This window comes from Pseudocolwellia sp. AS88, assembly GCF_030551755.1.
Lineage (GTDB): Bacteria > Pseudomonadota > Gammaproteobacteria > Enterobacterales > Alteromonadaceae > Pseudocolwellia.
The window spans coordinates 1-23942 of the sequence record NZ_JAUPEC010000021.1 but is presented as its reverse complement, the minus strand read 5'-3'; the positions used below and the strand labels follow the sequence as shown (position 1 = coordinate 23942).

Below are 23942 nucleotides of genomic sequence, written 5' to 3'. Positions count from 1 at the left end.
TCCAACAACTTCTTAGAATCTGACTTTTCAATAAAGTATAAGAGCTAGGATAATATCCTAGGCATAAAAAATGCCGTTCACAACAAAGTGAACGGCATTACTTGGTTAGTAATATTAACTAAATAATATTAGAAACGTAGAGATGCACTTAAACGCACATAACGTGGTGTTTGGTGGTTGTCTGCATAACCGTAGTATTCATCAGCAGGATGAACGCCAACACCAGCAAAGCTGCCCGTATCTTCTGAATCTGCAATTTCATAAACTTGTCTAACAGTATCGTTATTAAATAAGTTAAAGATATCTAATGCAAAAGTTACATCAGCTCCATTGATTTCAGTAAAGTACTTAGCATTAACATCCATACTCCAGTAACTAGGTAAATTACCTAAAGACCCACGTGGAATTAACTCTCCATTTTTGAAGAATGACTCACTACCGTATAACTGTGCGAAATCATCTGTAGGATGGTAACCAAATGCATTTTTAGGACGACCTGATTGCCATACAAAGTTTGCACCTACTAAGAAGTTCTCAGTAACTTGGTAACCACCAAATACTTTAACTTGATGTCTTCTATCGTTAGGTAAGTTACCACTAGCGCCATCAGTTAAGCCAGGTTGGTCAAAGTTAGTTGTTAAACCAGCATCATCTTGTCCATTATCTGAACGTACAGCACCTTCTGTATTACCCCAGCTATGTGACCAAGTGTATGAACCTTTCAACATCCATACGCCGTCCCATGCACGGTCAAATGTAATATCTACAGAACCGTATTGACGTTCAGCTTCAGGGTAGCCTAAATCTTCCGCAGAAATTGTATATTCCTGATTAAGTAAAGGGCCATCACCATCAGGGTCAGTTGTAAAGGTTAAATCAGTACCTGGGTTTGTTAATACATAGTAATGGAAACCACTACACAAAGTACAAGAAGAACCAAATTCTCTCTCTAAATAATCGTTAAAGCCTTTATCGATAGCAATATCTTCTAAAGATGTATCTAAGTTACGGTAAGTAGCACGAACACCAATTGTCCATTCTTCATTAACCATAGTTTCATAACCAATAATTAATTCTTCTTGGAACATAGGTTCAATAGTTGAATCAACTAATTCTTTTGTATCAGCTACAGTTCCGTTACTAAATACAGTAGTACCACCTAATTGATCAGGGTGAACAGCAGTAGTACCTGAAACTGAGGCGAAGTTATCATTGGTAGGAAGTGAATTAGCATCTAAACCATCTAAAGCGAAGAAACGTTCAGTGTATAATTCAGCGCCGGCCATACGTAAGTTAGTGTTTGCTGCAACTGGTAAGAAATAATGTCCGTAATGAGCATATAATTTACTTTCACCATCACCATTAATATCCCAAGCAGCACCTAAACGTGGAGCTAATTGATTTGATACTTTAATAAATGAATCACCATCGATGTTTTTATTATCGAAAGTTTCATTACGCAAACCTAATGTAAGCACAACTTCATCTGTTACTTGCCATGTATCTTCAATATAAATAGCGCTAGTGATAGTTTCGAAAGAACCGTTATTTGTACGTTCTCTTAAACGGTAATATTCATCGCCTTCAACAAGAGCACCATCAAAAGCACCATCTTCGCCAGTAGTATAATAACGGTAATACCCACCACCACCAGAATATTGTTCAATATTGTTTATTGAGTTTTCTTCGTAATCCACACCAAATCTTAACGAGTGGTCACCTAGGTAGTAATCAACATCTACGCGGAATGCTTTTCGTTCGTCGTCAGCTTCAACAACATTTGCAGTTGCCCAACAACCTAATTTAGTTAAACCACCATCTCTTGAGTCATATATCCATGGACAATCAGCATCAAATTCGCTTGAATCAGTACGGTCGTAACGGTTAAGACCAGCTAAAGCACTAATTTGTAAATCATCAGTTATGATTGACGTATACTTTAATGCTACGTTTAAACCACCACGACTTTCAATAGATGCCGCAGGATTAATCGCAGTATTAGTTTCTGGAAGCCAAGTTGAAGTAACAAGATCAGTCTCACGCTCATCACTAAAAGCAGTTAATTCAACAATATTGTTATCGTTAATATACCAATCTACATTTAAGCCCCAGAATAATGATTCTGTTTCTCTTTCAAAGTAACTAGAACCACCTAATGTTGAAGTATTAAGAGCAGATTCAGTTTTTGTTGGGTTTAACAATACGTAATAAAATAGCTCATCTTCAATCAAAGCACCTGATGCTGAAAAGTTGAAATCATATTCATCATTTTCATCTTGGTCGTTAATCTGAATCAATTCACCAGAATCGTTATATACGTTTGGCTTGTCAGCTCTTAATGAATCTGGTTCAAAGAACGCTGAAAATGAATATTTACTTTCGTTACTACCAGATTTAGTGATAGCAGTAACAACACCACCAGTAGATCGACCGTATTCAGCGCCGTAACCACCATTTTTAACTTCAAATTGCTCGTAGAATTCAAATGGTACTTGTGAACCACCTAAACCATTACGGAAGTTTGTAGTGTTTAAACCATTGATGTAATATGCATTCTCACCAACTGAAGAACCAGCAAAAGAAGCTAATGTTCCATCGCCTTCAAAAGCAGAATCACCTTGGTTAACACCTGGAGCTAATAGAGCTACAGAAGTAAGGTTTCTTGAAATTGGTAATCTATCGATAGTTTCACTATCAATCAACATCACAGATTCAGCACTTGTTACATCAATCATAGCGATAGATGAGCCAGTTACTTCGATTACTTCTGTATTACTTCTAACGTTAAGGTCAACATTTGCATTTTGACCAATAACAACTTTTACAGTTCTGATATTTGATGAACCAAAACCGTCTTTAGTTGCTGATACTTCATAAGTACCTGCTGGTAATAAAGGAAAACGGTAGTTACCTTCAGAATCACTTTCTACACTACGTGTTAGGCCGGTGTTTTTGTTTTTGATAACTACAGTAGCTTGACCAATAGTGTTACCGCTTGAAGTAACAGCTTGTCCAACAAGTCCACCTTGAGTGTTAGAGGCAGCAATAGCTGGTAAAGCCATACCTAACGATACAGAAACTGCTAACGCAGTAACCGATCTTTTAAATGTTTTAGATAAATTATTTTTCATGTTTATTTTTTCTCTTATTAATTAAGAATTAAATTATTATAAATAGAACTACACATCACTGACCATATTGACCAACTGGTCTACCTTTGTTTAGGTTGATCCAGCTATAGCTGGTAAAGCCATACTTAGTTTTATAAGGTCTCCTATGATAATTACCGTCCTAGCAAATATTTTAGATAATTTATTTTTCAAGAATATTCTTTTATTTTGAATAAGAATACACTTTTAAAATAAATTTATGAGATCTACAACTATGCCATAAATCGCAATAGTCGATCATTTTGCCGACAAAAAAACCAAAATTCAATTATTTTACGACAAAAGTACGATTTATCACGATAACATTAGATCATTACCTTATCTATTTTAACTATATTATTCGTTTTAACACATGATAAAAAATACATTGACTAACCAATCTATATCATTTATGCACTATTTAAGAGATAATATAAAATCATAAATGTACATATTTTAAACCACAATTAACTATAAACTAGATTTTAAAAAATGGTAACTGATCAGGAAGGTTATATTCATCTAATTGAATACTTGACCAAACATTTAAGTTTATTTGAGAATATCACCTCATCTCAAAATATAACAACTTCAACAATCATAGAAACGATTGAGGAGGAACTAAGTTGTCAAATAATAAATGTTTGTCAGCAAAACCAAGAACTTAATTTTAATGAACGAAATACAATAATACGAGAAGTTGATTCTGTATTATATGATTTAGAGGAAGTACTTGCTGCCGTACTTGATAATTGGGTTACAGAAGAGCAAACACTATTCATTAAAGAATTCTGTATTTTAATTAAAAGCTTGTTTGATGAAGCAATCACAACATCCATAAATACGGTGTAGCAATAGCAATTCAAAACCTAAAGAATTCGGTTAACAGCTTGTTATACCGAGATAATATTAAAACTAATCACACTAAAATAATTACTATCGATGATGAAAGGTTATATCGAACAAAATTCACCTGGTTAGATGATTGTTTGTTTCAACATATTGTAAACGTTTTTATAAAATCAAAATCAGATGTTATTAGGTGAAGTGGAGATATATGGGTCGGAAATACTTAAAAGCCTATATAGCCCTCAGATATATTCTAAATTTATTGTTATTGATAACAATATTAATAAAATAACTGTTAGAAACGAGATTAACACGCAGAAATATATTACTTTATTAGATTGATACTTCCAGACTATATCTGCTCTTATGAAGTAATTAGAATATTTTACTCTAAAAAAATACTTATTATAGTAATTTAATCTTTCAAAAAAGTATTTATAAATCACTCATCCAGTCTAATTGCTTATTGGCTTCGTCTTTTTTACGCATTAGCTCTTGAATCAACGGGGTTAAAAGTAACTCCATTGCTAACCCCATTTTACCGCCAGGCACTACAAGGGTATTTACTCGTGACATGAATGCTCCATCTATCATACTCAAATAATATGGAAAATCGACTTTAGTGCCTTCTCTAAAACGAATAACAACAAAACTTTCATCAAGCGTTGGGATTACCTTTGCGCTAAAAGGATTAGAAGTATCAACAGTTGGTACGCGCTGGAAGTTAATATGAGTGCGTGAGAACTGTGGTGTAATGTATGAGATATAATCTTCCATACTCTTAACAATACTCGCTGTTACGGCTTCACGACTATGGCCACGTTTATTGGTATCTCTTACTATTTTCTGTATCCATTCAAGATTGACAATGGGTACCATCCCAATAAGAAGATCTACGTGTTGTGCAACATCATTCGTTTCTGTGACTACACCACCATGGAGGCCTTCATAGAAGAGTAAATCAGTTCCCTCACCCAAACCTTCCCAAGGTGTGAAAGTACCAGGCATTTGATTATATGGAACAGCCTCGTCAAAAGTATGTAAATACCTTCTCATCTTTCCTTTACCTGTTTCAGAGTAATCTTTAAAAAGGTTTTCTAATGCATCGAAGTCATTTGCAGTGTCACCAAAATAACTAATATTCCTATTTTCTTCACTAGCTTTACGCTTCTCGAGATCCATTTCTTGTCTTGAGTAACGATGGAAACTGTCACCTTCAACTTTAGCGGACGTAATACCTAAATATCTAAATATATGTTCAAAAGAATCTGTAGTTGTAGATGTACCTGCACCGGATGAACCAGTAACTGCAATTATAGGGTTTCTTGCTGACATAAATGGTATCCAAAATAAGAAGGGTATTTGTTATACGAATAAAACTTTAACGGGTCAAGTACTAGGAGGTATTTATTCTAATTTTTAATGATGTAAAAAATAAAAAACGGAGCATAAGCTCCGTTTTTTAATACGAGAAACAATTCAATTACTGAATTATGCTTCTGCGCTAACTTCTTCGATCACTTCGTCTTCAACTACTGGGCGATCTACAAGTTCTACATAAGCCATTGGCGCTTTATCACCAGTACGGAAACCACATTTTAAAATGCGAGTGTAACCACCTGGACGTTCTTGGTAACGAGCACCAAGTTCATTAAATAAAATACCTACAACTTCTTTATCACGTGTGCGAGCAAATGCCAAACGGCGGTTTGCTACACTGTCGGTTTTGGCCAATGTAATTAGTGGCTCAACAACGCGACGTAATTCTTTAGCTTTAGCAACAGTCGTTTTAATAACGCCGTGTTTAACTAAAGAACTTGCCATATTGCGGAACATCGCCTGGCGATGACTGCTATTACGGTTTAACTGGCGACCGCTTTTACGATGACGCATAAGTTAATCCTTATCTCAACTATTAAAAAACAATGATCGAATTAATCGTTATCAGCAATGCTTTCAGGTGGCCAATTTTCTAAGCGCATGCCTAGAGATAAACCACGAGATGCTAACACGTCTTTAATTTCAGTTAATGACTTCTTACCTAAATTAGGTGTTTTAAGAAGCTCAACTTCAGCTCGTTGTACTAAATCACCAATGTATTGAATCGCTTCTGCTTTTAAACAATTTGCAGAACGAACAGTTAGCTCTAGATCATCAACTGGACGAAGTAAGATTGGGTCGAAGAGAGGTTTCTCTTCTTTCTGCTCTACTTCTTTCACATCACGTAATTCTACAAACGCATCTAGCTGTTCAGCTAAAATTGTTGAAGCGCGACGGATAGCTTCTTCTGGATCTAATGTACCATTAGTTTCCATATCTAAAACTAGCTTGTCTAAATCTGTGCGTTGTTCAACGCGGGCAGAATCAACATCATAAGCTATTCTTACAACTGGGCTAAAAGACGCGTCTACTAATAAACGGCCAATAGCACGATCTTCTTCCTCGGCATCACGACGAGTTGACGCAGGTACATATCCTCTACCCATTTCAACTTTAATTCGCATATTTACTGAACCATCACCTGTAAGATTACAGATTACATGATCTGGATTTGCAATTTCTACATCACCATCATGTTGAATGTCAGCAGCCGTTACAGGGCCTTCACCGGACTTGGTTAAAGTAAGAACGGCTTCATTTTTGCCTTCTAAACTTATGGCTAGTCCTTTAAGGTTAAGCAGTATTTCAATGACGTCTTCTTGAACACCTTCTTTACTGCTGTACTCATGAAGTACGCCGTCGATTTCCACTTCTGTTACGGCACAACCCGGCATAGAAGATAAAAGTATGCGGCGTAACGCATTACCTAAAGTGTGACCAAAACCACGTTCTAATGGCTCTAAAGTTACCTTAGCCCTTGTTGGACTAACTGTTTCAATATCAACCAATCGTGGTCTAAGGAATTCGGTTACAGAACCCTGCATTATGTCCTCTCTTAAAGTGCAACTTTACTTAGAGTAAAGTTCAACAATCAACTGTTCATTAATTTCGGCAGATAAATCTGAGCGATCAGGGATGCGTTTGAAAACACCTTCTAATTTCTTATTATCTACTTCAACCCAAACTGGCTTCTCACGTTGTTCAGCTAATTCTAAAGCAGCGATGATACGCGCTTGAGTTTTAGATTTCTCACGTACAGAAACTACATCTTCGGCTTTTACAGTGAAAGATGGAATATTAACAACAACGCCGTTTACTGTAATAGCTTTGTGGCTTACAAGTTGACGAGCTTCAGCTCGAGTACTTGCATAACCCATACGGTATACAACATTGTCTAAACGTTTTTCTAAAAGCTGTAATAAGTTTTCACCAGTATTACCTTTTAGACGTGCCGCTTCTTTATAGTAGTTGCGGAATTGTTTTTCAAGTACACCGTATATACGACGAACTTTTTGTTTTTCACGAAGCTGAATACCATAATCAGATAGGCGACCTTTACGTGCACCATGCTGACCAGGAACCATTTCGAATTTACATTTAGTGTCAATTGCTCTTACACCGCTTTTAAGGAATAAATCTGTTCCTTCGCGACGACTAAGCTTTAACTTAGGACCTAAATATCTAGCCATGTTCTTTCTCCAACTATCCTATTAAACGCGACGTTTCTTAGGAGGACGACAACCATTATGAGGAATAGGTGTAACGTCAGTAATGTTGGTGATTTTAAAACCAGCAGCATTTAAGGCACGGATAGCAGATTCACGACCTGGACCTGGACCTTTAACGAACACTTCAATATTCTTCAAACCAAACTCTTGTGCTGCTTTACCAGCACGATCTGCAGCAACTTGTGCAGCAAATGGTGTAGATTTACGTGAACCACGGAAACCTGAACCACCAGCAGTCGCCCAAGATAAAGCATTACCTTGACGATCTGTAAGAGTCACGATTGTGTTGTTGAAAGATGCATGGATATGAGCCATGCCATCAGCAACTTGTTTTTTTACGCGCTTACGCGTACGTACAGGTGTTTTAGCCATTGTCTAGTTCCTCTTACTTCTTAATTGGCTTACGAGGACCTTTACGTGTGCGCGCATTAGTTTTAGTGCGTTGACCACGTAGAGGAAGACTGCGACGATGGCGAATACCACGGTAGCAACCTAAATCCATAAGACGTTTAATATTCATTGAAACTTCACGGCGTAAATCACCTTCAACGGTGAATTTATCCACTTCAGCACGAAGCAAATCAATTTGAGCTTCGTCCAATTCACTGATCTTAGTTGTTTCTGCAATACCAGTAGCAGCACAAATTGACTTTGCGCGAGTTGCTCCGATACCGTAGATCGCAGTAATGGCGATTACTGCATGCTTACGATCAGGGATGTTAATGCCAGCGATACGGGCCACTAACACATCTCCTATTCTAAATTAAAATTACATCAGGTTGGAAAGCCCGTTAGGATACCCAACCCGTCTCTTTTTTGCAATCGAAGCGGCATTATACAGAGTTATCTGCATAATGCTACTGCTAAAGATTTAGCCTTGACGTTGCTTATGTTTTGGTTCGCTACAAATTACACGAACAACACCAGCACGCTTAACAACTTTACAGTTACGGCAGATCTTTTTTACGGATGCACGAACTTTCATCTTACTACTCCGTTATATAAACGTAAGTTAATCTTACTTGCCATAGCCTTTAAGATTAGCTTTCTTAAGTACATTATCATATTGATGAGACATCATATGCGTTTGCACTTGGGCCATAAAATCCATAATTACAACTACTACGATTAGTAGTGATGTTCCGCCAAAGTAAAAATTGACGTCCCAAGCGATAATTATAAACTGAGGTACTAAACAGATAAATGTGATGTACAACGCGCCTGCTAGGGTTAAACGTGTCATTACTTTATCTATATACTTTGACGTTTGCTCACCTGGACGAATCCCTGGAATAAACGCACCTGATTTTTTCAAGTTATCTGCAGTTTCACGCGGATTGAAAACAAGAGCCGTGTAGAAAAAACAAAAGAAAATAATCGCTGCTGCTAGTAACATTACATAAAGTGGTTGCCCTGGAGACATCGCGATTGAAACTTCTTGTAAGAAGTCTGCAACCATTCCTTCACCTTGACCAAACCAACTTGCAAGTGTTCCTGGGAACAAGATTATACTTGAAGCAAATATTGGAGGAATTACACCTGCCATATTAACTTTTAACGGTAAATGCGTGCTTTGTGCAGCGAAAACCTTACGGCCTTGCTGACGTTTAGCATAGTTAACAACAATACGTCGTTGACCACGTTCTACAAATACAACGAAAAAAGTAGTAGCAAATACAATAACACCAATAAGCAATAATACTAATAAGTGCAATTCACCTTGACGCGCCATTTCTGCTGTTTGACCAACAGCTGATGGCATACCTGCAACAATACCAGCAAATATTAGAACCGAAATACCGTTTCCAATACCGCGCTCTGTAATCTGCTCACCTAACCACATTAAAAACATGGTGCCGGTAACCAAACTAACTACAGCTGCGAAATAGAAACCCATTCCTGCATTCATTACTAAACCAGGCATCATACCCGGTAAGCTTTTTGCTATTGCTATAGATTGTACAATTGCAAGTACTAAAGTACCGTAGCGAGTATATTGGCTGATCTTACGACGTCCAGCTTCACCTTCTTTCTTTAATTCTGCCATTGCCGGGTGTATAACCGTAAGCAATTGCATAATTATCGAAGCTGAAATGTACGGCATAATACCAAGAGCCAATACAGAGGCACGCTCCAGAGCACCACCGGAGAACATGTTAAACATCTCTACGATAGTACCCTGTTGTTGTTCAAACAACTGAGCTAATACAGCGGCGTCAATACCAGGGATTGGCACAAATGATCCTAGACGAAATACAATAAGTGCTCCGAATACAAACCATAATCTTTGTTTAAGCTCAGACATACCGCCTTGCGCTTTGTTATCCATACCTGGTGTAGCCATAGCCTGTACTATTCCTCGATTTTTCCGCCTGCAGCTTCAATAGCTGCACGTGCGCCTTTAGTAACACTTAAACCACGAACCGTTACAGGTTTTGTGATTTCACCAGACAACATAATTTTTGCTGTTTTGATGTTACGTGTAATTAGGTTTGCATCTTTCAAAGTAAAGATATCAACCACGTCACCTGTGATTGTGTTTAGTTCATGTAAACGTACTTCAGCGTGAACTAAAGATTTACGTGATGTGAAACCAAACTTAGGTAAACGTTGTTTCAATGGCATTTGACCACCTTCGAAACCAGGACGTACACTACCGCCAGAACGAGACTTCTGACCTTTGTGACCACGACCACCTGTTTTACCGATACCTGAACCTATACCACGACCACAACGCTTTTTAGCTTTCTTAGCGCCTGGTGCAGGAGATAAAGTATTTAAATGCATTATTAATCCTCCACCTTAATCATGTAAGACACTCGGTTAATCATACCGCGTACAGATGGAGTATCTTCTAACTCTACTGTGTGACGAATACGACGTAAACCAAGACCTTTTAAAGTAGCTCTATGCTTAGGTAAACGACCTATAGAACTTTTTACTTGAGTTATTTTTACTGTTTTAGCCATGCTCAATTACCCCAAAATGTCTGAAACGCTTTTGCCACGTTTTGCTGCAACAGCTTCAGGCGAATGCATATTCGCTAGAGCAGAAACAGTAGCGCGAACTACGTTAATTGGGTTAGTAGAACCGTATGCTTTTGACAATACGTTCTGAACGCCTGCAACTTCTAGTACTGCACGCATCGCGCCACCGGCGATGATACCTGTACCTTCAGATGCTGGTTGCATGTAAACTTTAGAACCAGAATGACGACCCTTGATAGGGTGTTGAAGAGTAGTACCCTTCAGGTCAACTGTTACTAAGTTACGACGAGCCTTTTCCATTGCTTTTTGGATTGCAGCAGGAACTTCACGTGCCTTACCGTAACCAAAACCAACGCGACCGTTGCCATCACCAACTACTGTTAGTGCAGTGAAACTGAAAATACGACCACCTTTAACCACTTTTGAAACACGGTTAACTGCGATTAACTTTTCAGCTAAATCACTTTGTTGTGAGTTTTCTTGATTAGCCATCATCAACCCCTAGAACTGTAGACCAGCTTCACGAGCTGCATCTGCTAACGCTTTTACGCGACCATGGTAACGAAAACCTGAACGGTCAAAGGCAATTTTTGTAATGCCTTTAGCTACTGCACGTTCTGCGATAGCTTTACCTACAGCAGTTGCTGCTTCTACGTTACCTGTTTTTTCTAACTGAGCACTTAATTCTTTATCTAATGTAGACGCTGCTACAATAACTTCAGAACCAGTTGGTGCAATCAATTGCGCGTAAATGTGGCGAGGAGTACGGAACACTACTAAACGATTCGCACCCAGCTCGCTAATTTTTGCACGGGCGCGTTTAGCGCGGCGCAAACGAGATGTTTTCTTATCCATCGTATTACCCTACTTCTTCTTAGCTTCTTTACGACGAACATTTTCGTCTGAATAACGAATACCTTTACCTTTATAAGGCTCAGGCTTGCGGTATTCACGAATGTTCGCTGCAGTTTGACCAACTAAATGCTTATCAGCACCTTTCAGTGTGATTTCAGTTTGGCTAGGAGTTTCAACAGTTATTCCTTCAGGAATAGCGTGATCTACCGGATGTGAAAAGCCTAGAGATAAGTTTAAATTCTTACCTGCAGCTTTAGCACGGTAACCAACACCGTTTAAAACTAATTTCTTTTCAAAACCTTTACTAACACCTTCAACCATATTATTGATTAAAGCACGTGCAGTACCGGCTTGAGCCCAAGAAGCTTTATCTTCAGTAACTACGCCAGTAGTAATAGTGTTATCTTCATAAGATACCGCTACTAAACTATGGATAGTACGTGAAAGTTCACCTACAGGACCTTTTACTTTAATGTCTTGACCAGATAACGTAATAGTAACGCCAGCAGGTACATCGACAGGTGCTTTTGCAACACGAGACATATTCTGCTCCTTACTCTACGAAACCAATAACTTCGCCACCAAGACCCGCTGTGCGAGCGGCGCGATCAGTCATAAGACCTTTTGAAGTAGAAATAATCGCAATACCCATTCCTGCTAATACTTTAGGTAGCTCATTAGCACCTTTGTATACGCGTAGACCTGGACGTGAAACACGTTTAATTGTTTCGATTACTTCTTTACCTTCGAAATATTTCAAAGTAACAGCAAGTTCAGGTTTTGCTTCGCCTGATACTGAATACTCTGAGATGTAACCTTCTTCTTTAAGTAAGTTAGCAATTGCTACTTTAACCTTTGAAGATGGCATTGTTACTGCAGATTTAGCTGCAGATTGACCGTTGCGGATGCGTGTAAACATGTCCGCGATAGGATCAGTCATCATAACCATTTACTCCCGTGAATTACCAACTAGCTTTCTTAAGACCTGGAACTTCACCACGCATAGTTGCTTCACGCAACTTGATTCGGCTTAAGCCAAATTTACGTAAGTATCCATGTGGACGACCAGTAATGTTACAACGGTTACGTTGACGACTACTGCTTGAATCACGAGGTAAACTTTGAAGTTTCAATACCGCATCCCAACGTTCTTCTTCAGAAGAATCTACGCCAGAGATGATTTTTTTCAACGCAGCACGCTTTTCAGCATACTGTGTAGCTAGTTTAGTTCTTTTAGCTTCACGAGCTTTCATTGACGATTTAGCCATAACTCTACGCCTTCTTCTTAAATGGGAAGTTGAATGCAGTCAATAAAGCGTGACCTTCTTCGTTATTCTTCGCACTTGTAGTGATAGTGATATCCATTCCACGAATCTTATCGATTTTATCGTATTCGATTTCAGGGAAAATGATTTGCTCACGAACGCCCATGCTGTAGTTGCCACGACCGTCGAATGACTTAGGGTTTAAGCCACGAAAATCACGAATACGAGGAATAGAAATAGAGATTAAACGCTCTAAAAATTCCCACATACGATCACCACGAAGAGTTACTTTCGTACCAATAGGGTAGCCTTCACGGATCTTGAAGCCCGCAACTGATTTGCGTGCAACTGTCGTTACCGGCTTTTGCCCTGAGATTGCAGTAAGATCATTTGTGGCGTGTTCTAATACCTTTTTATCAGATATAGCTTCACCAACACCCATGTTAAGGGTGATCTTTTCAATCCGAGGGACTTGCATGACACTTTTATAGGCAAATTGCTTTTGCAATTCTGCTACAACGGTATCTTTGTAAAACTCATGCAGTTTCGCCATCGTTTACTCCAATTATATTAATTCGTTATTAGATTTGAAAAAACGTACTTTCTTTCCGTTTTCATCTCTAAAACCAACACGGTCTGCTTTCCCAGTAGCTGGGTTAACAATCGCAACGTTGGATACATTTAAAGGTGCTTCTTTTTCAACAATCCCACCAGGCTGCTGTAACTGAGGTACAGGCTTAGTGTGTTTCTTGATCAGGTTAATACCTTCAACAAATACTTTGCTTTCTTCTACAAGAACTTTGGTAACTTTACCAGTTTTGCCCTTGTCTTTTCCTGCAAGTACGATTACTTCATCATCACGACGAATTTTAGATGCCATTATCGTGACTCCTTAAAGTACTTCTGGTGCAAGTGAAACTATTTTCATGAACTTTTCATTACGAAGTTCACGTGTCACAGGACCGAAAATACGAGTACCAATTGGTTGTAAGTTAGCATTTAACATTACAGCCGCGTTTTCATCAAAACGGATAGTTGACCCATCTGTACGACGAACACCTTTCTTAGTGCGCACCACTACTGCAGTAAGAACATCACCTTTCTTAACCTTGCCGCGAGGATTTGATTCCTTCACTGCAATTTTAATGATGTCACCAATGCGTGCGTAGCGACGGTGCGAACCACCAAGAACCTTTATACATTGTACACGTCGAGCGCCGCTGTTATCAGCTACGTTCAATTGTGATTGCATTTGGATCATTTAATATGTCTCCGCTAAATTATCTTATAAAAGATTAAATTCAAGGCCAGAAATTTGACCCGTCACTGCCTTCTAAATCCCACTCACAACGAGTGGGCGCGAGATTATAACACCAACTCTATAAAAGTGATACTTTAAATTACTAAAAAATATACAGTTCGATAAATAAACAACATTTGTATTACAGCCAACGTCATCACTGACTTTTGAGTTATGTTAATTGGTTTTAGGCTTGGGTTTGGTAAATATTTTTTTGTTTAGAAGTGAGAAAGGTTTTATTTTAACAATTAAATAGCCCAGTTTATTGTCTTACTAATAAACTAGTTTGAATTTATCAAATGATCTTATCCTCGAGTATATGCGAATGTTTTCTAGTTTAACTTTAATAATATAATTCAATTTATTGGTCTTTTCTTATCTCTCTTTATTTATAGACATAAAAAAACCCTATCAAATAAATGATAGGGTTTTAGCTAACTACTTAAAGCTATTTATCTAAAAGATAAATTATGCTTTAGTGATTACGTCAACCAATGTCCAGTTTTTAGACTTAGAAATTGGAGCACATTCACGAATAGTTACAATATCACCTGCTGCACATTGGTTAGTTTCATCATGCGCTTTCAACTTAGTTGAACGCGTAATGAATTTACCATACATAGGGTGCTTAACACGACGTTCAATCAGGACAGTGATAGACTTTTCCATTTTGTCACTGATAACACGACCTTGTAGTGTACGAACTTTAGCTTCGCTCATTACTTACCTGCCTTTTCAGTTATGATAGTCTTAACACGCGCGATATTACGGCGTACTTGTCTAAGCAAGTGAGTTTGCGCTAATTGACCAGTGCTTGCTTGCATGCGGTAGTTAAACTGCTCGCGAAGTAAGCTTAATAATTCAGCGTTTAGCTCTTCAATGCTTTTTTCTTTAAGTTCACTAACTTTCATTACATCACCGTCCTAGTTACGAAAGCGGTTTTGAATGGCAGTTTAGCAGCTGCTAATGCAAATGCTTCACGTGCAATCTCTTCAGAAACACCTTCCATCTCATAAAGAACACGACCAGGAAGAATTTGACATACCCAATATTCCACTGAACCTTTACCTTTACCCATACGTACTTCTAATGGCTTTTTAGTAATTGGTTTATCAGGAAATACACGGATCCAAATTTTACCTTGACGTTTAACGTGACGAGTCATAGCTCGACGAGCTGCCTCTATTTGACGTGCAGTCATACGACCACGCTCAAGAGATTTCAACCCGAAAGTACCGAAGCTAACAGCGCTACCAGTGTGTGAAAGACCACGGTTACGCAGTTTAAATTGCTTACGGAATTTAGTACGTTTTGGTTGTAACATTACTTATTCCTCTACTTACTGCTCTTGCGGTTGTTCTTTCTTTTAGGCTTAGCAGCTGGTTGCTCTGCTTGTAATGGCATGTTGCCAATAATTTCGCCTTTAAAGATCCAAACTTTAACACCGATAATACCATAGGTAGTATTAGCTTCAGCCGTTGCGTAATCGATATCTGCACGTAAAGTGTGTAATGGAACACGGCCTTCACGGTACCATTCAGCACGAGCAATTTCTGCTCCGCCTAAACGACCACTAACTTGAACTTTAATACCTTTAGCACCTAAACGCATAGCATTCTGTACTGCACGCTTCATAGCGCGACGGAACATAACACGACGTTCTAATTGACTAGTGATACTCTCAGCAACTAACTGCGCATCCATTTCTGGCTTACGTACTTCAGCGATGTTGATTTGAGCTGGAACACCAGCAATCTTTGATACTTGTAAACGTAATTTTTCTACGTCTTCGCCTTTCTTACCAATAACAACACCTGGACGAGCCGTGTGAATTGTTACGCGGATAGATTTAGCTGGACGTTCAATTACAACTTTAGATAATGAAGCACGTTTTAACTTTTCAGTTAAATATGCACGAACCAAATGGTCACCGTGCAAATTAGCAGCAAAATCTTTGTTACTTGCAAACCAAGTAGACGCGAAAGGTTTCGTGATACCTAGGCGTATACCGTTTGGATGTACTTTTTGACCCATACTAATATCTCCTAGCTATCAGATACAATCACAGTAATGTGGCTTGTACGCTTAATTATACGATCGGCACGGCCTTTCGCACGAGGTCTAATACGCTTCATTGTAGGACCATCGTCAACCATTATAGTTTTAACGATTAGTTCATCAATATCTGCACCTTCGTTATGCTCAGCATTAGCAATTGCTGAATCAAGTACTTTTTTAACTAACACAGCAGCTTGTTTGTTGCTGTAAGTTAGTATTTCAAGTGCCTTTTCAACATGTAAGCCGCGGATTTGATCCACAACTAAACGTGCTTTTTGAGCAGAACCGCGGGCAAATTTATGTGTAGCAATAGCTTCCATTTAATTTCCCCTATCTTTTCGCTTTCTTATCCGCGACATGGCCACGGTAAGTACGAGTTGGTGCAAATTCTCCTAATTTGTGACCGATCATTTCATCAGTTACAAATACAGGTACGTGTTGACGGCCATTATGGACAGCTATGGTCAATCCGATCATGTTAGGTATGATCATTGAACGACGGGACCAAGTCTTAATTGGCTTTTTATTCCCGCTTTCCAGAGCTTTCTCTACCTTCGTCAACAAGTGCAGGTCTATAAATGGACCTTTCTTGAGAGAACGTGGCATGGTGAATCCTCTTTACTTAGTAAGTACTATTTAGTACGACGACGTACGATAAATTTATCGGTACGCTTGTTTGAACGAGTCTTGTAACCCTTAGTTGGTACACCCCAAGGTGATACCGGATGACGACCGCCTGAAGTTTTACCTTCACCACCACCGTGTGGATGGTCAACTGGGTTCATGGCAACACCACGAACAGTTGGACGAACACCGCGCCATCTTGAAGCACCTGCTTTACCCAAAGAGCGAAGCATGTGTTCAGCGTTACCAATTTCACCTAATGTAGCACGACAATCAGACTCAATTTTACGCATTTCGCCTGAACGTAAACGTAATGTTACATACGCACCGTCTTTAGCTACTAATTGAGCATATGCTCCAGCTGCACGTGCGATTTGAGCACCTTTGCCTGGCTTAAGTTCAATTGCGTGAACAACACTACCTAATGGAGTATTGCGTAATGGTAACGTATTACCTGCTTTGATTGGAGCATCAACACCAGACTGGATCGTATCACCAGCTTTTAAGCCTTTAGGGGCTAAGATGTAACGACGTTCACCATCTGCATATAATACAAGAGCAATGTTAGCTGTACGATTTGGATCATATTCCAAACGCTCAACTTTTGCAGGGATACCATCTTTAGTACGTTTAAAATCAATCAAACGGTAATGTTGCTTATGACCACCACCAATATGACGAACTGTAATACGACCGTTGTTATTACGACCACCAGACTTTGATTTAGTATCAAGTAATGGTGCGTAAGGCTTACCTTTATGCAACTCCGTGTTTACCACTTTAACTAAGTGGCGACGACCCGGAGAAGTAGGTTTACATTTTACTATAGCCATTTGAACTGCTCCTATGATTCCGCGCCGACAAAGTCGATGTCGCTGCCTTCAGCAAGAGTTACATATGCTTTTTTCCAATCGTTACGACGACCGATACGAGCACCTGTACGTTTAGTCTTACCTTTAACATTTAGAGTACGAACACCTTCTACAGAAACTTCGAAAAGTTTCTCTACGGCTGCTTTGATTTCAGCTTTAGTAGCAGTAGTAGCAACTTTGAAAACAACAGTGTTGTTTGCTTCAGCAGCCATTGTGCTTTTCTCAGAAATGTTTGGCGCTAAAAGCACCTTTAACAAACGTTCTTCGTTTATCATGATAACATCTCCTCAATTTGCTTAACTGCAGTAGCAGTCATCAAAACTTTTTCGAAACCAACTAAAGATACTGGATCAATACCATCAACATCACGAACGTCAACTTTATATAAGTTACGTGCTGATAAGAACAAGTTCTCATCAACTTCTGGAGTAACGATTAATACGTCTTTTAACTCCAAACCGTTTAGTTTAGCTACTAATTCTTTAGTTTTTGGTGTTTCTACTGCAAAATTTTCTACCACAATCAAGCGTTCTTGACGAACTAACTCAGAAAGGATGCTAGCGATAGCACCACGGTACATTTTACGGTTAACTTTTTGGCTGTGGTCTTGAGGTTTAGCAGCAAATGTAACACCACCTGAACGCCAAATTGGACCACGAGTTGTACCAGCACGAGCTCGGCCAGTACCTTTTTGACGCCATGGTTTTGCGCCGCCACCACTAACTTCTGAACGAGTTTTCTGAGCACGAGTACCAGCACGAGCACCAGCTGCATATGCAACTACTACTTGGTGTACTAATGCTTCATTAAACTCACGTCCAAAAGTTGTTTCAGAAACTTCAAGAGCGCCTGACACGTCTTTTAATGCTAATTCCATCACAAATCTCCCGGACGTTAGGCTTTAACAGCTGGTTTAATGATTACGTTACCGTTGATAGCACCCGGAACCGCACCTTTAATAAGGAGCAAGTTACGTTCAGCGTCAACGCGAACCAATTCAAGGTTTTGTGTAGTTACCTTCACAGCACCCATGTGACCAGACATTTTTTTGCCTTTGAAAACACGGCCTGGTGTTTGACACATGCCGATTGAACCGTTAGAACGATGTGATAACGAGTTACCATGAGTAGCATCTTGCATTGAAAAATTCCAACGTTTGATACCGCCTTGGAAACCTTTACCTTTCGAAGTACCGGTTACGTCTACTAATTTAGTGTCGTTGAATAACTCAACAGTGATTTCACTGCCAGTTTCAAGACCTTCGCCTTCATTTGCATTTAAACGGAATTCCCACAGGCCGCGACCTGCTTCGATACCAGCTTTAGCAAAATGACCAGCTGTTGGCTTGTTAGTACGATTAGCTTTTTTGCTACCCGTAGTAACTTGAAGCGCTGAATAACCATCGTTGTCAACAGTTTTAACCTGAGCAACTCGGTTGGCTTCAACTTCTAGGACTGTTACAGGTGTTGAAACACCATCTTCAGTGAAGATGCGAGTCATACCTACTTTACGTCCAACTAGACCTATAGTCATGTTAAAAACCCCTTATTAACCCAAGCTGATTTGAACATCAACACCAGCTGCAAGATCTAAACGCATTAAAGCGTCTACAGTCTTTTCAGTTGGTTCAACGATATCAATTAAACGCTTGTGAGTACGAATTTCGTATTGATCACGAGCATCTTTGTTAACGTGCGGAGAAGTCAAGATAGTAAAACGTTCTTTACGTGTAGGTAGTGGAATTGGACCACGAACCTGCGCGCCAGTACGCTTAGCAGTATCTACGATTTCTGCTGTTGATTGATCAATCAAACGATGATCGAACGCTTTCAAACGAATGCGAATTCTTTGATTTGACATGAATCAAATCCCCATTTTAAAGAACAACAAAACACAGCCCATCACCTTTCAATATATTAAAGGGGGGAGTGTCGCTATATAAATCATTCAATCCCATATCGGGATTGCTGTAAGTTAATCTTTATCGAACAAAATTAACTAAATACACGAGAGCAAGCTCAACGTGGAGGCATATTATACATAAATATAAATCCAACGCAACTTTTAATCATAATGTATATTTTATCTACGTTTATTCTTATCTATATATAAGCAGAGCTATTTATTTAATCCTTGTGGTTTTTAATTTATAAAATAGCTCATCCTGTTTATTCACTGTATTTTTATTTCCATATTATGGTTAATAACCGCTCTTTTCCGGCAGTTATCTAGATAATACTTTCAAATTATCAAAGTTCACCAGATTTTTATGTAGATTTATTTTTAGTAATGTTATACTCGCGCGCAAATTTTCAACAATTCCACTTTCTTAGTAGAACTTAAAATAGAGTAAAGTAATGGCAGATTTATCTAAATACAGAAATATAGGTATCTTCGCTCACGTTGATGCTGGTAAAACAACAACAACTGAACGTATATTAAAACTTACAGGTATGATCCATAAAATTGGTGAAGTACATGACGGTGAGTCAACAACTGATTTCATGGAACAAGAAGCTGAGCGCGGTATTACTATCCAATCTGCTGCTGTTACTTGTGAATGGAAAAAACATCGTTTTAACGTTATAGATACTCCTGGTCACGTTGACTTCACAGTTGAAGTTTACCGCTCATTAAAAGTTCTTGATGGTGGTATTGGTGTATTCTGTGGTTCTGGTGGTGTTGAACCACAATCAGAAACTAACTGGCGTTATGCGAACGACTCAAAAGTAGCTCGTTTAATTTTCGTTAACAAATTGGACCGTTTAGGTGCTGATTTTTACCGTGTTAAAGACCAAGTACAAAACGTTCTTGGTGCACACCCTCTTGTTATGACATTACCAATTGGTACTGAAGATGAGTTTGTTGGTGTTGTAGATGTATTATCTCAAAAAGCATACATCTGGGATGATTCAGGTTTACCTGAAAACTACACTGTAGAAGACATCCCTGCTGATATGGTTGATGATGCTGCTTTATACCGTGAGCAAATGATCGAAACTGCTTTAGAAGCAGATGAAGATTTATTGATGGATTATTTAGAAGGTGAACTTACACCGACTGAAGAGCAAATCAAAGCATGTATCCGTAAAGGTACAAACGAACTTCTATTCTTCCCTACATACTGTGGTTCAGCATTTAAGAACAAAGGTATGCAGTTATTATTAGATGCTGTTGTAGATTACTTACCTTGTCCTACTGATGTTAATCCTCAACCATTAACTGATGAAGAAGGTGAGCCTACCGGTAAATTTGCTATCGTTGACTCTAAAGAAACCTTTAAAGCGTTAGCATTCAAAATAATGGATGACCGTTTCGGTGCACTTACATTCGTACGTATATACTCTGGTACGCTTAATAAAGGTGATACGATATTAAACTCTTTCACAGGTAAAACAGAGCGTGTTGGCCGTATGGTTGAAATGCAAGCTGAAGACCGTACAGAGCTTTCATCTGCTCAAGCTGGTGATATCCTTGCAATCGTTGGTATGAAGAATGTACAAACAGGTCACACATTATGTGATCCTAAAGATCCATGTACATTAGAAGCAATGGTTTTCCCTGAACCAGTAATCTCAATTGCTGTTGCACCTAAAGATAAAGGTGGTTCTGAGAAGATGGGTGTTGCAATTGGTAAAATGGTTGCAGAAGATCCAACATTTAAAGTTGAAACCGATGAAGATTCAGGTGAAACAATCCTACGTGGTATGGGTGAACTTCACTTAGATATTAAAGTAGATATCCTTAAGCGTACTTACGGCGTTGACCTTGTAGTTGGTAAACCTCAAGTTGCTTACCGTGAAACAATCACTCAAGCAATTGAAGATTCTTATACGCATAAGAAACAATCTGGTGGTTCTGGTCAATTTGGTAAAATTGATTACCGTATCCGTCCAGGTGAGCCAAACTCAGGCTTCACATTCAAATCAACAGTTGTTGGTGGTAATGTTCCAAAAGAATTCTTCCCAGCTGTTGAGAAGGGTTTCAAATCTATGATGGACGAAGGTGTACTTGCCGGCTTCCCTGTATTAGATGTTGAAGTAGAATTATACGATGGTGGCTTCCATGCTGTAGATTCATCTGCTGTTGCATTTGAAATCGCTGCTAAAGGTGCTTTCCGTCAGTCTATTCCAAAAGCTGGTGCTCAGTTAATTGAACCAATCATGAAAGTTGATGTGTTCACACCTGAAGATCATGTTGGTGATGTTATCGGTGATTTAAACCGTCGTCGTGGTATGATCAAAGATCAAGAAGCTGGTGTTTCTGGTGTTCGTATTAAAGCTGACGTACCTCTTTCAGAGATGTTTGGTTACATTGGGTCATTACGTACTATGACATCAGGCCGTGGTCAATTCTCTATGGAATTCTCTCACTACATGCCTTGTCCTGCAAACGTAGCTGAAACAGTTATTGCTGAAGTTAAAGCTTTAAAAGCTGCAGCTAAAAAATAATATTACTTTACTGTAATGTGTAAAAAGGATGCTTCGGCATCCTTTTTTTTGTACGTAATTTTATCTTCTAACACTTCCTTAACTTTTACATCAATCTATATAGTTACAACTAACAATTAATATAGGATTCTATTAAGTTACAATGTTTCTATTTTAAGAATTAATAAGTTCTCTATCTTGTACTAAGTTATTACCTCTAATTAAGTAACCTCAAACTTTCATTCAATAATGCTATTTAACTGCCTACGCCACGAAAGTTATATGATACTTCAATAAATCAATGAGTTATTAAATCCGCTAAGCTTAAGTAGTCTTTAATAACGTTATACGGTGCATTACATGTACTAAATCAATTCATCTAACTTAGTCGGAAATATATTAATTACAGCTTGATAGGGACGTTCTGAGCACTATCGTGATAAAACGGTTACAAGAACAAATCACAATGTGTTGTTATTTAACCTCAGCTTGGGATAAGCAAAGTTACTCAATAAGCTATTTTTCTGAATTTTATGACATTCATTATCCCGAGTTTAGGTTATTTAGCATAATACTTCATATTGATACTATTCAGACTAATAAACCTTACAAGATTTGGATCTGACAAAAGTAGCTATAAACTAATTTATGCTCCGTGTCATAACAGTCAGCAGTTGATTCCTTTAATAGAAGAGTTTCTTCTGTCTCAAACTTTAATCTTTATGCATAATTCCAACCTACAATTTTGAAATTATGATTTCCAGACTAGACAAAGGATGCCGTAGTATCCTTTTTTAGGTTCTATATATTAATGAAAATTAGTCGATAATTTTTGAAACAACACCTGCACCAACTGTACGACTCTCCACTTCGTCGCAGAGCTCTTCGCCCTCGCTAACTAAATATATACCATTGGGCATAGTACCTTAACGTGCTCGGTCTTCACGTCCGTGAAGGTAGTCAAACTGAAATGAAAAAAGGATGCCGAAGCATCCTTTTTTTAGGTTCTGTATGTTAACAAAAATTAGTCAATAATTTTTGAAACAACACCAGCACCAACTGTACGACCACCTTCACGGATTGCGAAGCGTAAACCTTCGTCCATCGCTACTGGGTTGATTAGCTCTACAACAAACTTTAAGTTGTCGCCTGGCATTACCATTTCAACACCTTCAGGAAGTTCTACTGCACCTGTGATATCTGTTGTACGGAAGTAAAACTGTGGACGGTAACCTTTGAAGAATGGAGTATGACGACCACCTTCATCTTTACTTAACACGTATACTTCTGATTCGAATTTTGTGTGTGGAGAGATTGAACCAGGCTTACATAATACTTGACCACGTTCTACGTCTTCACGCTTAAGACCACGTAAAAGTACACCACAGTTCTCGCCCGCACGACCTTCGTCAAGAAGCTTACGGAACATTTCAACACCTGTACACGTTGATTTTTGTGTATCACGGATACCTACAACTTCTACTTCTTCACCAACTTTGATGATACCGCGCTCAACACGACCTGTTACAACTGTACCACGACCTGAAATTGAGAATACATCTTCGATAGGCATAATGAATGCTCCATCAATTGCACGCTCTGGCTCTGGAATGTATGTATCAAGTGCTTCTGCAAGTTCGATTACTTTAGCTTCCCACTTCTCTTCACCTTGAAGTGCGCCTAAAGCTGAACCTTGAATTACTGGTAAATCATCACCTGGGAATTCATATTCGCTAAGAAGTTCACGAACTTCCATTTCTACTAATTCTAGTAACTCTTCGTCATCTACCATGTCACATTTGTTCATGAATACGATGATGAATGGTACACCTACTTGACGTGATAACAAGATGTGCTCACGTGTTTGTGGCATTGGACCATCTGTTGCAGCAACTACTAAGATTGCTCCATCCATTTGTGCTGCACCTGTGATCATGTTTTTGAT

Annotated in this window: 33 protein-coding genes; 2 read left to right on the top strand and 31 right to left on the bottom strand. The window is 38.7% G+C overall.

Features of this window, described 5'->3' with window-relative positions; genetic code table 11:
- Nucleotides 1–128 precede the first annotated feature (128 nt).
- Entirely contained in the window at nt 129–3131 is a 3003-nt protein-coding gene (locus Q5N69_RS13895; RefSeq protein WP_304369601.1) for a TonB-dependent receptor, read from the bottom strand.
- A 510-nt stretch (nt 3132–3641) separates the two neighbouring features.
- On the opposite strand from Q5N69_RS13895, the gene Q5N69_RS13890 reads away from it, so the two are divergent.
- Nucleotides 3642–4001, top strand: coding sequence for a DUF3802 family protein (locus tag Q5N69_RS13890; RefSeq protein ID WP_304369599.1), 360 nt, complete (start codon nt 3642–3644; stop codon nt 3999–4001).
- A gap of 432 nt (nt 4002–4433) precedes the next feature.
- On the opposite strand, the gene Q5N69_RS13885 is transcribed toward Q5N69_RS13890, so the two are convergent.
- The 29 genes from Q5N69_RS13885 to rpsJ all read right to left on the bottom strand — a co-directional run bounded on the left by Q5N69_RS13885 (nt 4434) and on the right by rpsJ (nt 19427).
- On the bottom strand, nt 4434–5333 hold the full coding sequence (locus tag Q5N69_RS13885) for a phosphoribulokinase (RefSeq protein WP_304369597.1): 900 nt from the start codon (nt 5331–5333) through the stop codon (nt 4434–4436).
- A gap of 156 nt (nt 5334–5489) precedes the next feature.
- The gene (rplQ, locus tag Q5N69_RS13880) at nt 5490–5891 is read right to left on the bottom strand and encodes a 50S ribosomal protein L17 (protein WP_304369596.1); all 402 of its coding nucleotides are present in this window, start codon (nt 5889–5891) and stop codon (nt 5490–5492) included.
- Nucleotides 5892–5932: 41 nt separating this feature from the next.
- On the bottom strand, nt 5933–6922 hold the full coding sequence (gene rpoA / locus Q5N69_RS13875) for a DNA-directed RNA polymerase subunit alpha (protein ID WP_304369595.1): 990 nt from the start codon (nt 6920–6922) through the stop codon (nt 5933–5935).
- A 24-nt stretch (nt 6923–6946) separates the two neighbouring features.
- Nucleotides 6947–7567, bottom strand: coding sequence for a 30S ribosomal protein S4 (gene rpsD / locus Q5N69_RS13870; RefSeq protein WP_304369594.1), 621 nt, complete (start codon nt 7565–7567; stop codon nt 6947–6949).
- Nucleotides 7568–7588: 21 nt separating this feature from the next.
- The gene (gene rpsK, locus Q5N69_RS13865) at nt 7589–7978 is read right to left on the bottom strand and encodes a 30S ribosomal protein S11 (RefSeq protein ID WP_076420861.1); all 390 of its coding nucleotides are present in this window, start codon (nt 7976–7978) and stop codon (nt 7589–7591) included.
- A 13-nt stretch (nt 7979–7991) separates the two neighbouring features.
- Nucleotides 7992–8348 carry a 30S ribosomal protein S13 gene (gene rpsM / locus Q5N69_RS13860; RefSeq protein ID WP_304369590.1) on the bottom strand — a complete coding sequence of 119 codons (357 nt, stop codon included), beginning with the start codon at nt 8346–8348 and terminating at the stop codon, nt 7992–7994.
- Nucleotides 8349–8477: 129 nt separating this feature from the next.
- Nucleotides 8478–8591: a 50S ribosomal protein L36 gene (gene rpmJ / locus Q5N69_RS13855; protein WP_009839384.1), complete on the bottom strand. Its 114-nt coding sequence runs from the start codon at nt 8589–8591 to the stop codon at nt 8478–8480.
- Nucleotides 8592–8624: 33 nt separating this feature from the next.
- The gene (gene secY, locus Q5N69_RS13850) at nt 8625–9950 is read right to left on the bottom strand and encodes a preprotein translocase subunit SecY (RefSeq protein WP_304369588.1); all 1326 of its coding nucleotides are present in this window, start codon (nt 9948–9950) and stop codon (nt 8625–8627) included.
- Nucleotides 9951–9958: 8 nt separating this feature from the next.
- Nucleotides 9959–10393, bottom strand: a complete 435-nt coding sequence (gene rplO / locus Q5N69_RS13845; protein WP_304369587.1) for a 50S ribosomal protein L15 — start codon at nt 10391–10393, stop codon at nt 9959–9961.
- Between the two features lie 2 nt (nt 10394–10395).
- A complete protein-coding gene (gene rpmD / locus Q5N69_RS13840; RefSeq protein ID WP_304369585.1) occupies nt 10396–10575 on the bottom strand; it encodes a 50S ribosomal protein L30 in 180 nt (59 codons plus the stop codon).
- A gap of 6 nt (nt 10576–10581) precedes the next feature.
- The gene (rpsE, locus tag Q5N69_RS13835) at nt 10582–11091 is read right to left on the bottom strand and encodes a 30S ribosomal protein S5 (RefSeq protein WP_175623931.1); all 510 of its coding nucleotides are present in this window, start codon (nt 11089–11091) and stop codon (nt 10582–10584) included.
- A gap of 3 nt (nt 11092–11094) precedes the next feature.
- Nucleotides 11095–11448 (bottom strand): 50S ribosomal protein L18, encoded by a 354-nt coding sequence (gene rplR / locus Q5N69_RS13830; protein ID WP_304369584.1) that lies wholly within the window; start codon nt 11446–11448, stop codon nt 11095–11097.
- Between the two features lie 9 nt (nt 11449–11457).
- A complete protein-coding gene (rplF, locus tag Q5N69_RS13825; protein WP_304369583.1) occupies nt 11458–11991 on the bottom strand; it encodes a 50S ribosomal protein L6 in 534 nt (177 codons plus the stop codon).
- Between the two features lie 10 nt (nt 11992–12001).
- Nucleotides 12002–12397 carry a 30S ribosomal protein S8 gene (gene rpsH, locus Q5N69_RS13820; RefSeq protein ID WP_304369582.1) on the bottom strand — a complete coding sequence of 132 codons (396 nt, stop codon included), beginning with the start codon at nt 12395–12397 and terminating at the stop codon, nt 12002–12004.
- A gap of 13 nt (nt 12398–12410) precedes the next feature.
- Entirely contained in the window at nt 12411–12716 is a 306-nt protein-coding gene (gene rpsN / locus Q5N69_RS13815; RefSeq protein ID WP_304369581.1) for a 30S ribosomal protein S14, read from the bottom strand.
- Between the two features lie 4 nt (nt 12717–12720).
- Nucleotides 12721–13266, bottom strand: coding sequence for a 50S ribosomal protein L5 (rplE, locus tag Q5N69_RS13810; protein WP_304369580.1), 546 nt, complete (start codon nt 13264–13266; stop codon nt 12721–12723).
- Nucleotides 13267–13278: 12 nt separating this feature from the next.
- Nucleotides 13279–13593: a 50S ribosomal protein L24 gene (rplX, locus tag Q5N69_RS13805; protein WP_077287483.1), complete on the bottom strand. Its 315-nt coding sequence runs from the start codon at nt 13591–13593 to the stop codon at nt 13279–13281.
- 12 nt (nt 13594–13605) lie between these two features.
- Entirely contained in the window at nt 13606–13974 is a 369-nt protein-coding gene (gene rplN / locus Q5N69_RS13800) for a 50S ribosomal protein L14 (protein WP_076420835.1), read from the bottom strand.
- Nucleotides 13975–14481: 507 nt separating this feature from the next.
- Nucleotides 14482–14733 (bottom strand): 30S ribosomal protein S17, encoded by a 252-nt coding sequence (gene rpsQ, locus Q5N69_RS13795; RefSeq protein WP_304369579.1) that lies wholly within the window; start codon nt 14731–14733, stop codon nt 14482–14484.
- Nucleotides 14733–14924: a 50S ribosomal protein L29 gene (gene rpmC, locus Q5N69_RS13790; protein ID WP_304369578.1), complete on the bottom strand. Its 192-nt coding sequence runs from the start codon at nt 14922–14924 to the stop codon at nt 14733–14735. The genes rpsQ and rpmC overlap by 1 nt, the downstream gene beginning before the upstream one ends.
- Nucleotides 14924–15337, bottom strand: a complete 414-nt coding sequence (rplP, locus tag Q5N69_RS13785; RefSeq protein WP_304369577.1) for a 50S ribosomal protein L16 — start codon at nt 15335–15337, stop codon at nt 14924–14926. Before rplP ends, rpmC begins: the two co-directional genes overlap by 1 nt.
- A gap of 11 nt (nt 15338–15348) precedes the next feature.
- Complete coding sequence (rpsC, locus tag Q5N69_RS13780; protein ID WP_076420827.1) at nt 15349–16047, bottom strand: 30S ribosomal protein S3; 699 nt, start codon at nt 16045–16047, stop codon at nt 15349–15351.
- Between the two features lie 11 nt (nt 16048–16058).
- Nucleotides 16059–16391 (bottom strand): 50S ribosomal protein L22, encoded by a 333-nt coding sequence (gene rplV, locus Q5N69_RS13775; protein WP_304369576.1) that lies wholly within the window; start codon nt 16389–16391, stop codon nt 16059–16061.
- Between the two features lie 10 nt (nt 16392–16401).
- Nucleotides 16402–16677: a 30S ribosomal protein S19 gene (gene rpsS, locus Q5N69_RS13770; RefSeq protein ID WP_076420823.1), complete on the bottom strand. Its 276-nt coding sequence runs from the start codon at nt 16675–16677 to the stop codon at nt 16402–16404.
- Nucleotides 16678–16703: 26 nt separating this feature from the next.
- Nucleotides 16704–17528: a 50S ribosomal protein L2 gene (gene rplB, locus Q5N69_RS13765; RefSeq protein ID WP_304369575.1), complete on the bottom strand. Its 825-nt coding sequence runs from the start codon at nt 17526–17528 to the stop codon at nt 16704–16706.
- 11 nt (nt 17529–17539) lie between these two features.
- The gene (gene rplW / locus Q5N69_RS13760; protein WP_304369574.1) at nt 17540–17842 is read right to left on the bottom strand and encodes a 50S ribosomal protein L23; all 303 of its coding nucleotides are present in this window, start codon (nt 17840–17842) and stop codon (nt 17540–17542) included.
- On the bottom strand, nt 17839–18444 hold the full coding sequence (gene rplD / locus Q5N69_RS13755; protein ID WP_304369573.1) for a 50S ribosomal protein L4: 606 nt from the start codon (nt 18442–18444) through the stop codon (nt 17839–17841). The genes rplW and rplD overlap by 4 nt, the downstream gene beginning before the upstream one ends.
- Nucleotides 18445–18461: 17 nt before the next feature.
- Complete coding sequence (rplC, locus tag Q5N69_RS13750; RefSeq protein ID WP_304369572.1) at nt 18462–19100, bottom strand: 50S ribosomal protein L3; 639 nt, start codon at nt 19098–19100, stop codon at nt 18462–18464.
- Between the two features lie 15 nt (nt 19101–19115).
- Nucleotides 19116–19427 carry a 30S ribosomal protein S10 gene (gene rpsJ, locus Q5N69_RS13745; protein ID WP_019026497.1) on the bottom strand — a complete coding sequence of 104 codons (312 nt, stop codon included), beginning with the start codon at nt 19425–19427 and terminating at the stop codon, nt 19116–19118.
- Nucleotides 19428–19924: 497 nt separating this feature from the next.
- Here rpsJ and fusA point away from each other — a divergent pair, with 497 nt between their 5' ends.
- Nucleotides 19925–22018, top strand: a complete 2094-nt coding sequence (fusA, locus tag Q5N69_RS13740; RefSeq protein WP_304369570.1) for an elongation factor G — start codon at nt 19925–19927, stop codon at nt 22016–22018.
- 1003 nt (nt 22019–23021) lie between these two features.
- Here the strand turns inward: fusA and tuf are convergent.
- Nucleotides 23022–23942, bottom strand: a 921-nt coding sequence (gene tuf, locus Q5N69_RS13735; RefSeq protein WP_304369569.1) for an elongation factor Tu, incomplete at its 5' end; no start/stop codon positions are given.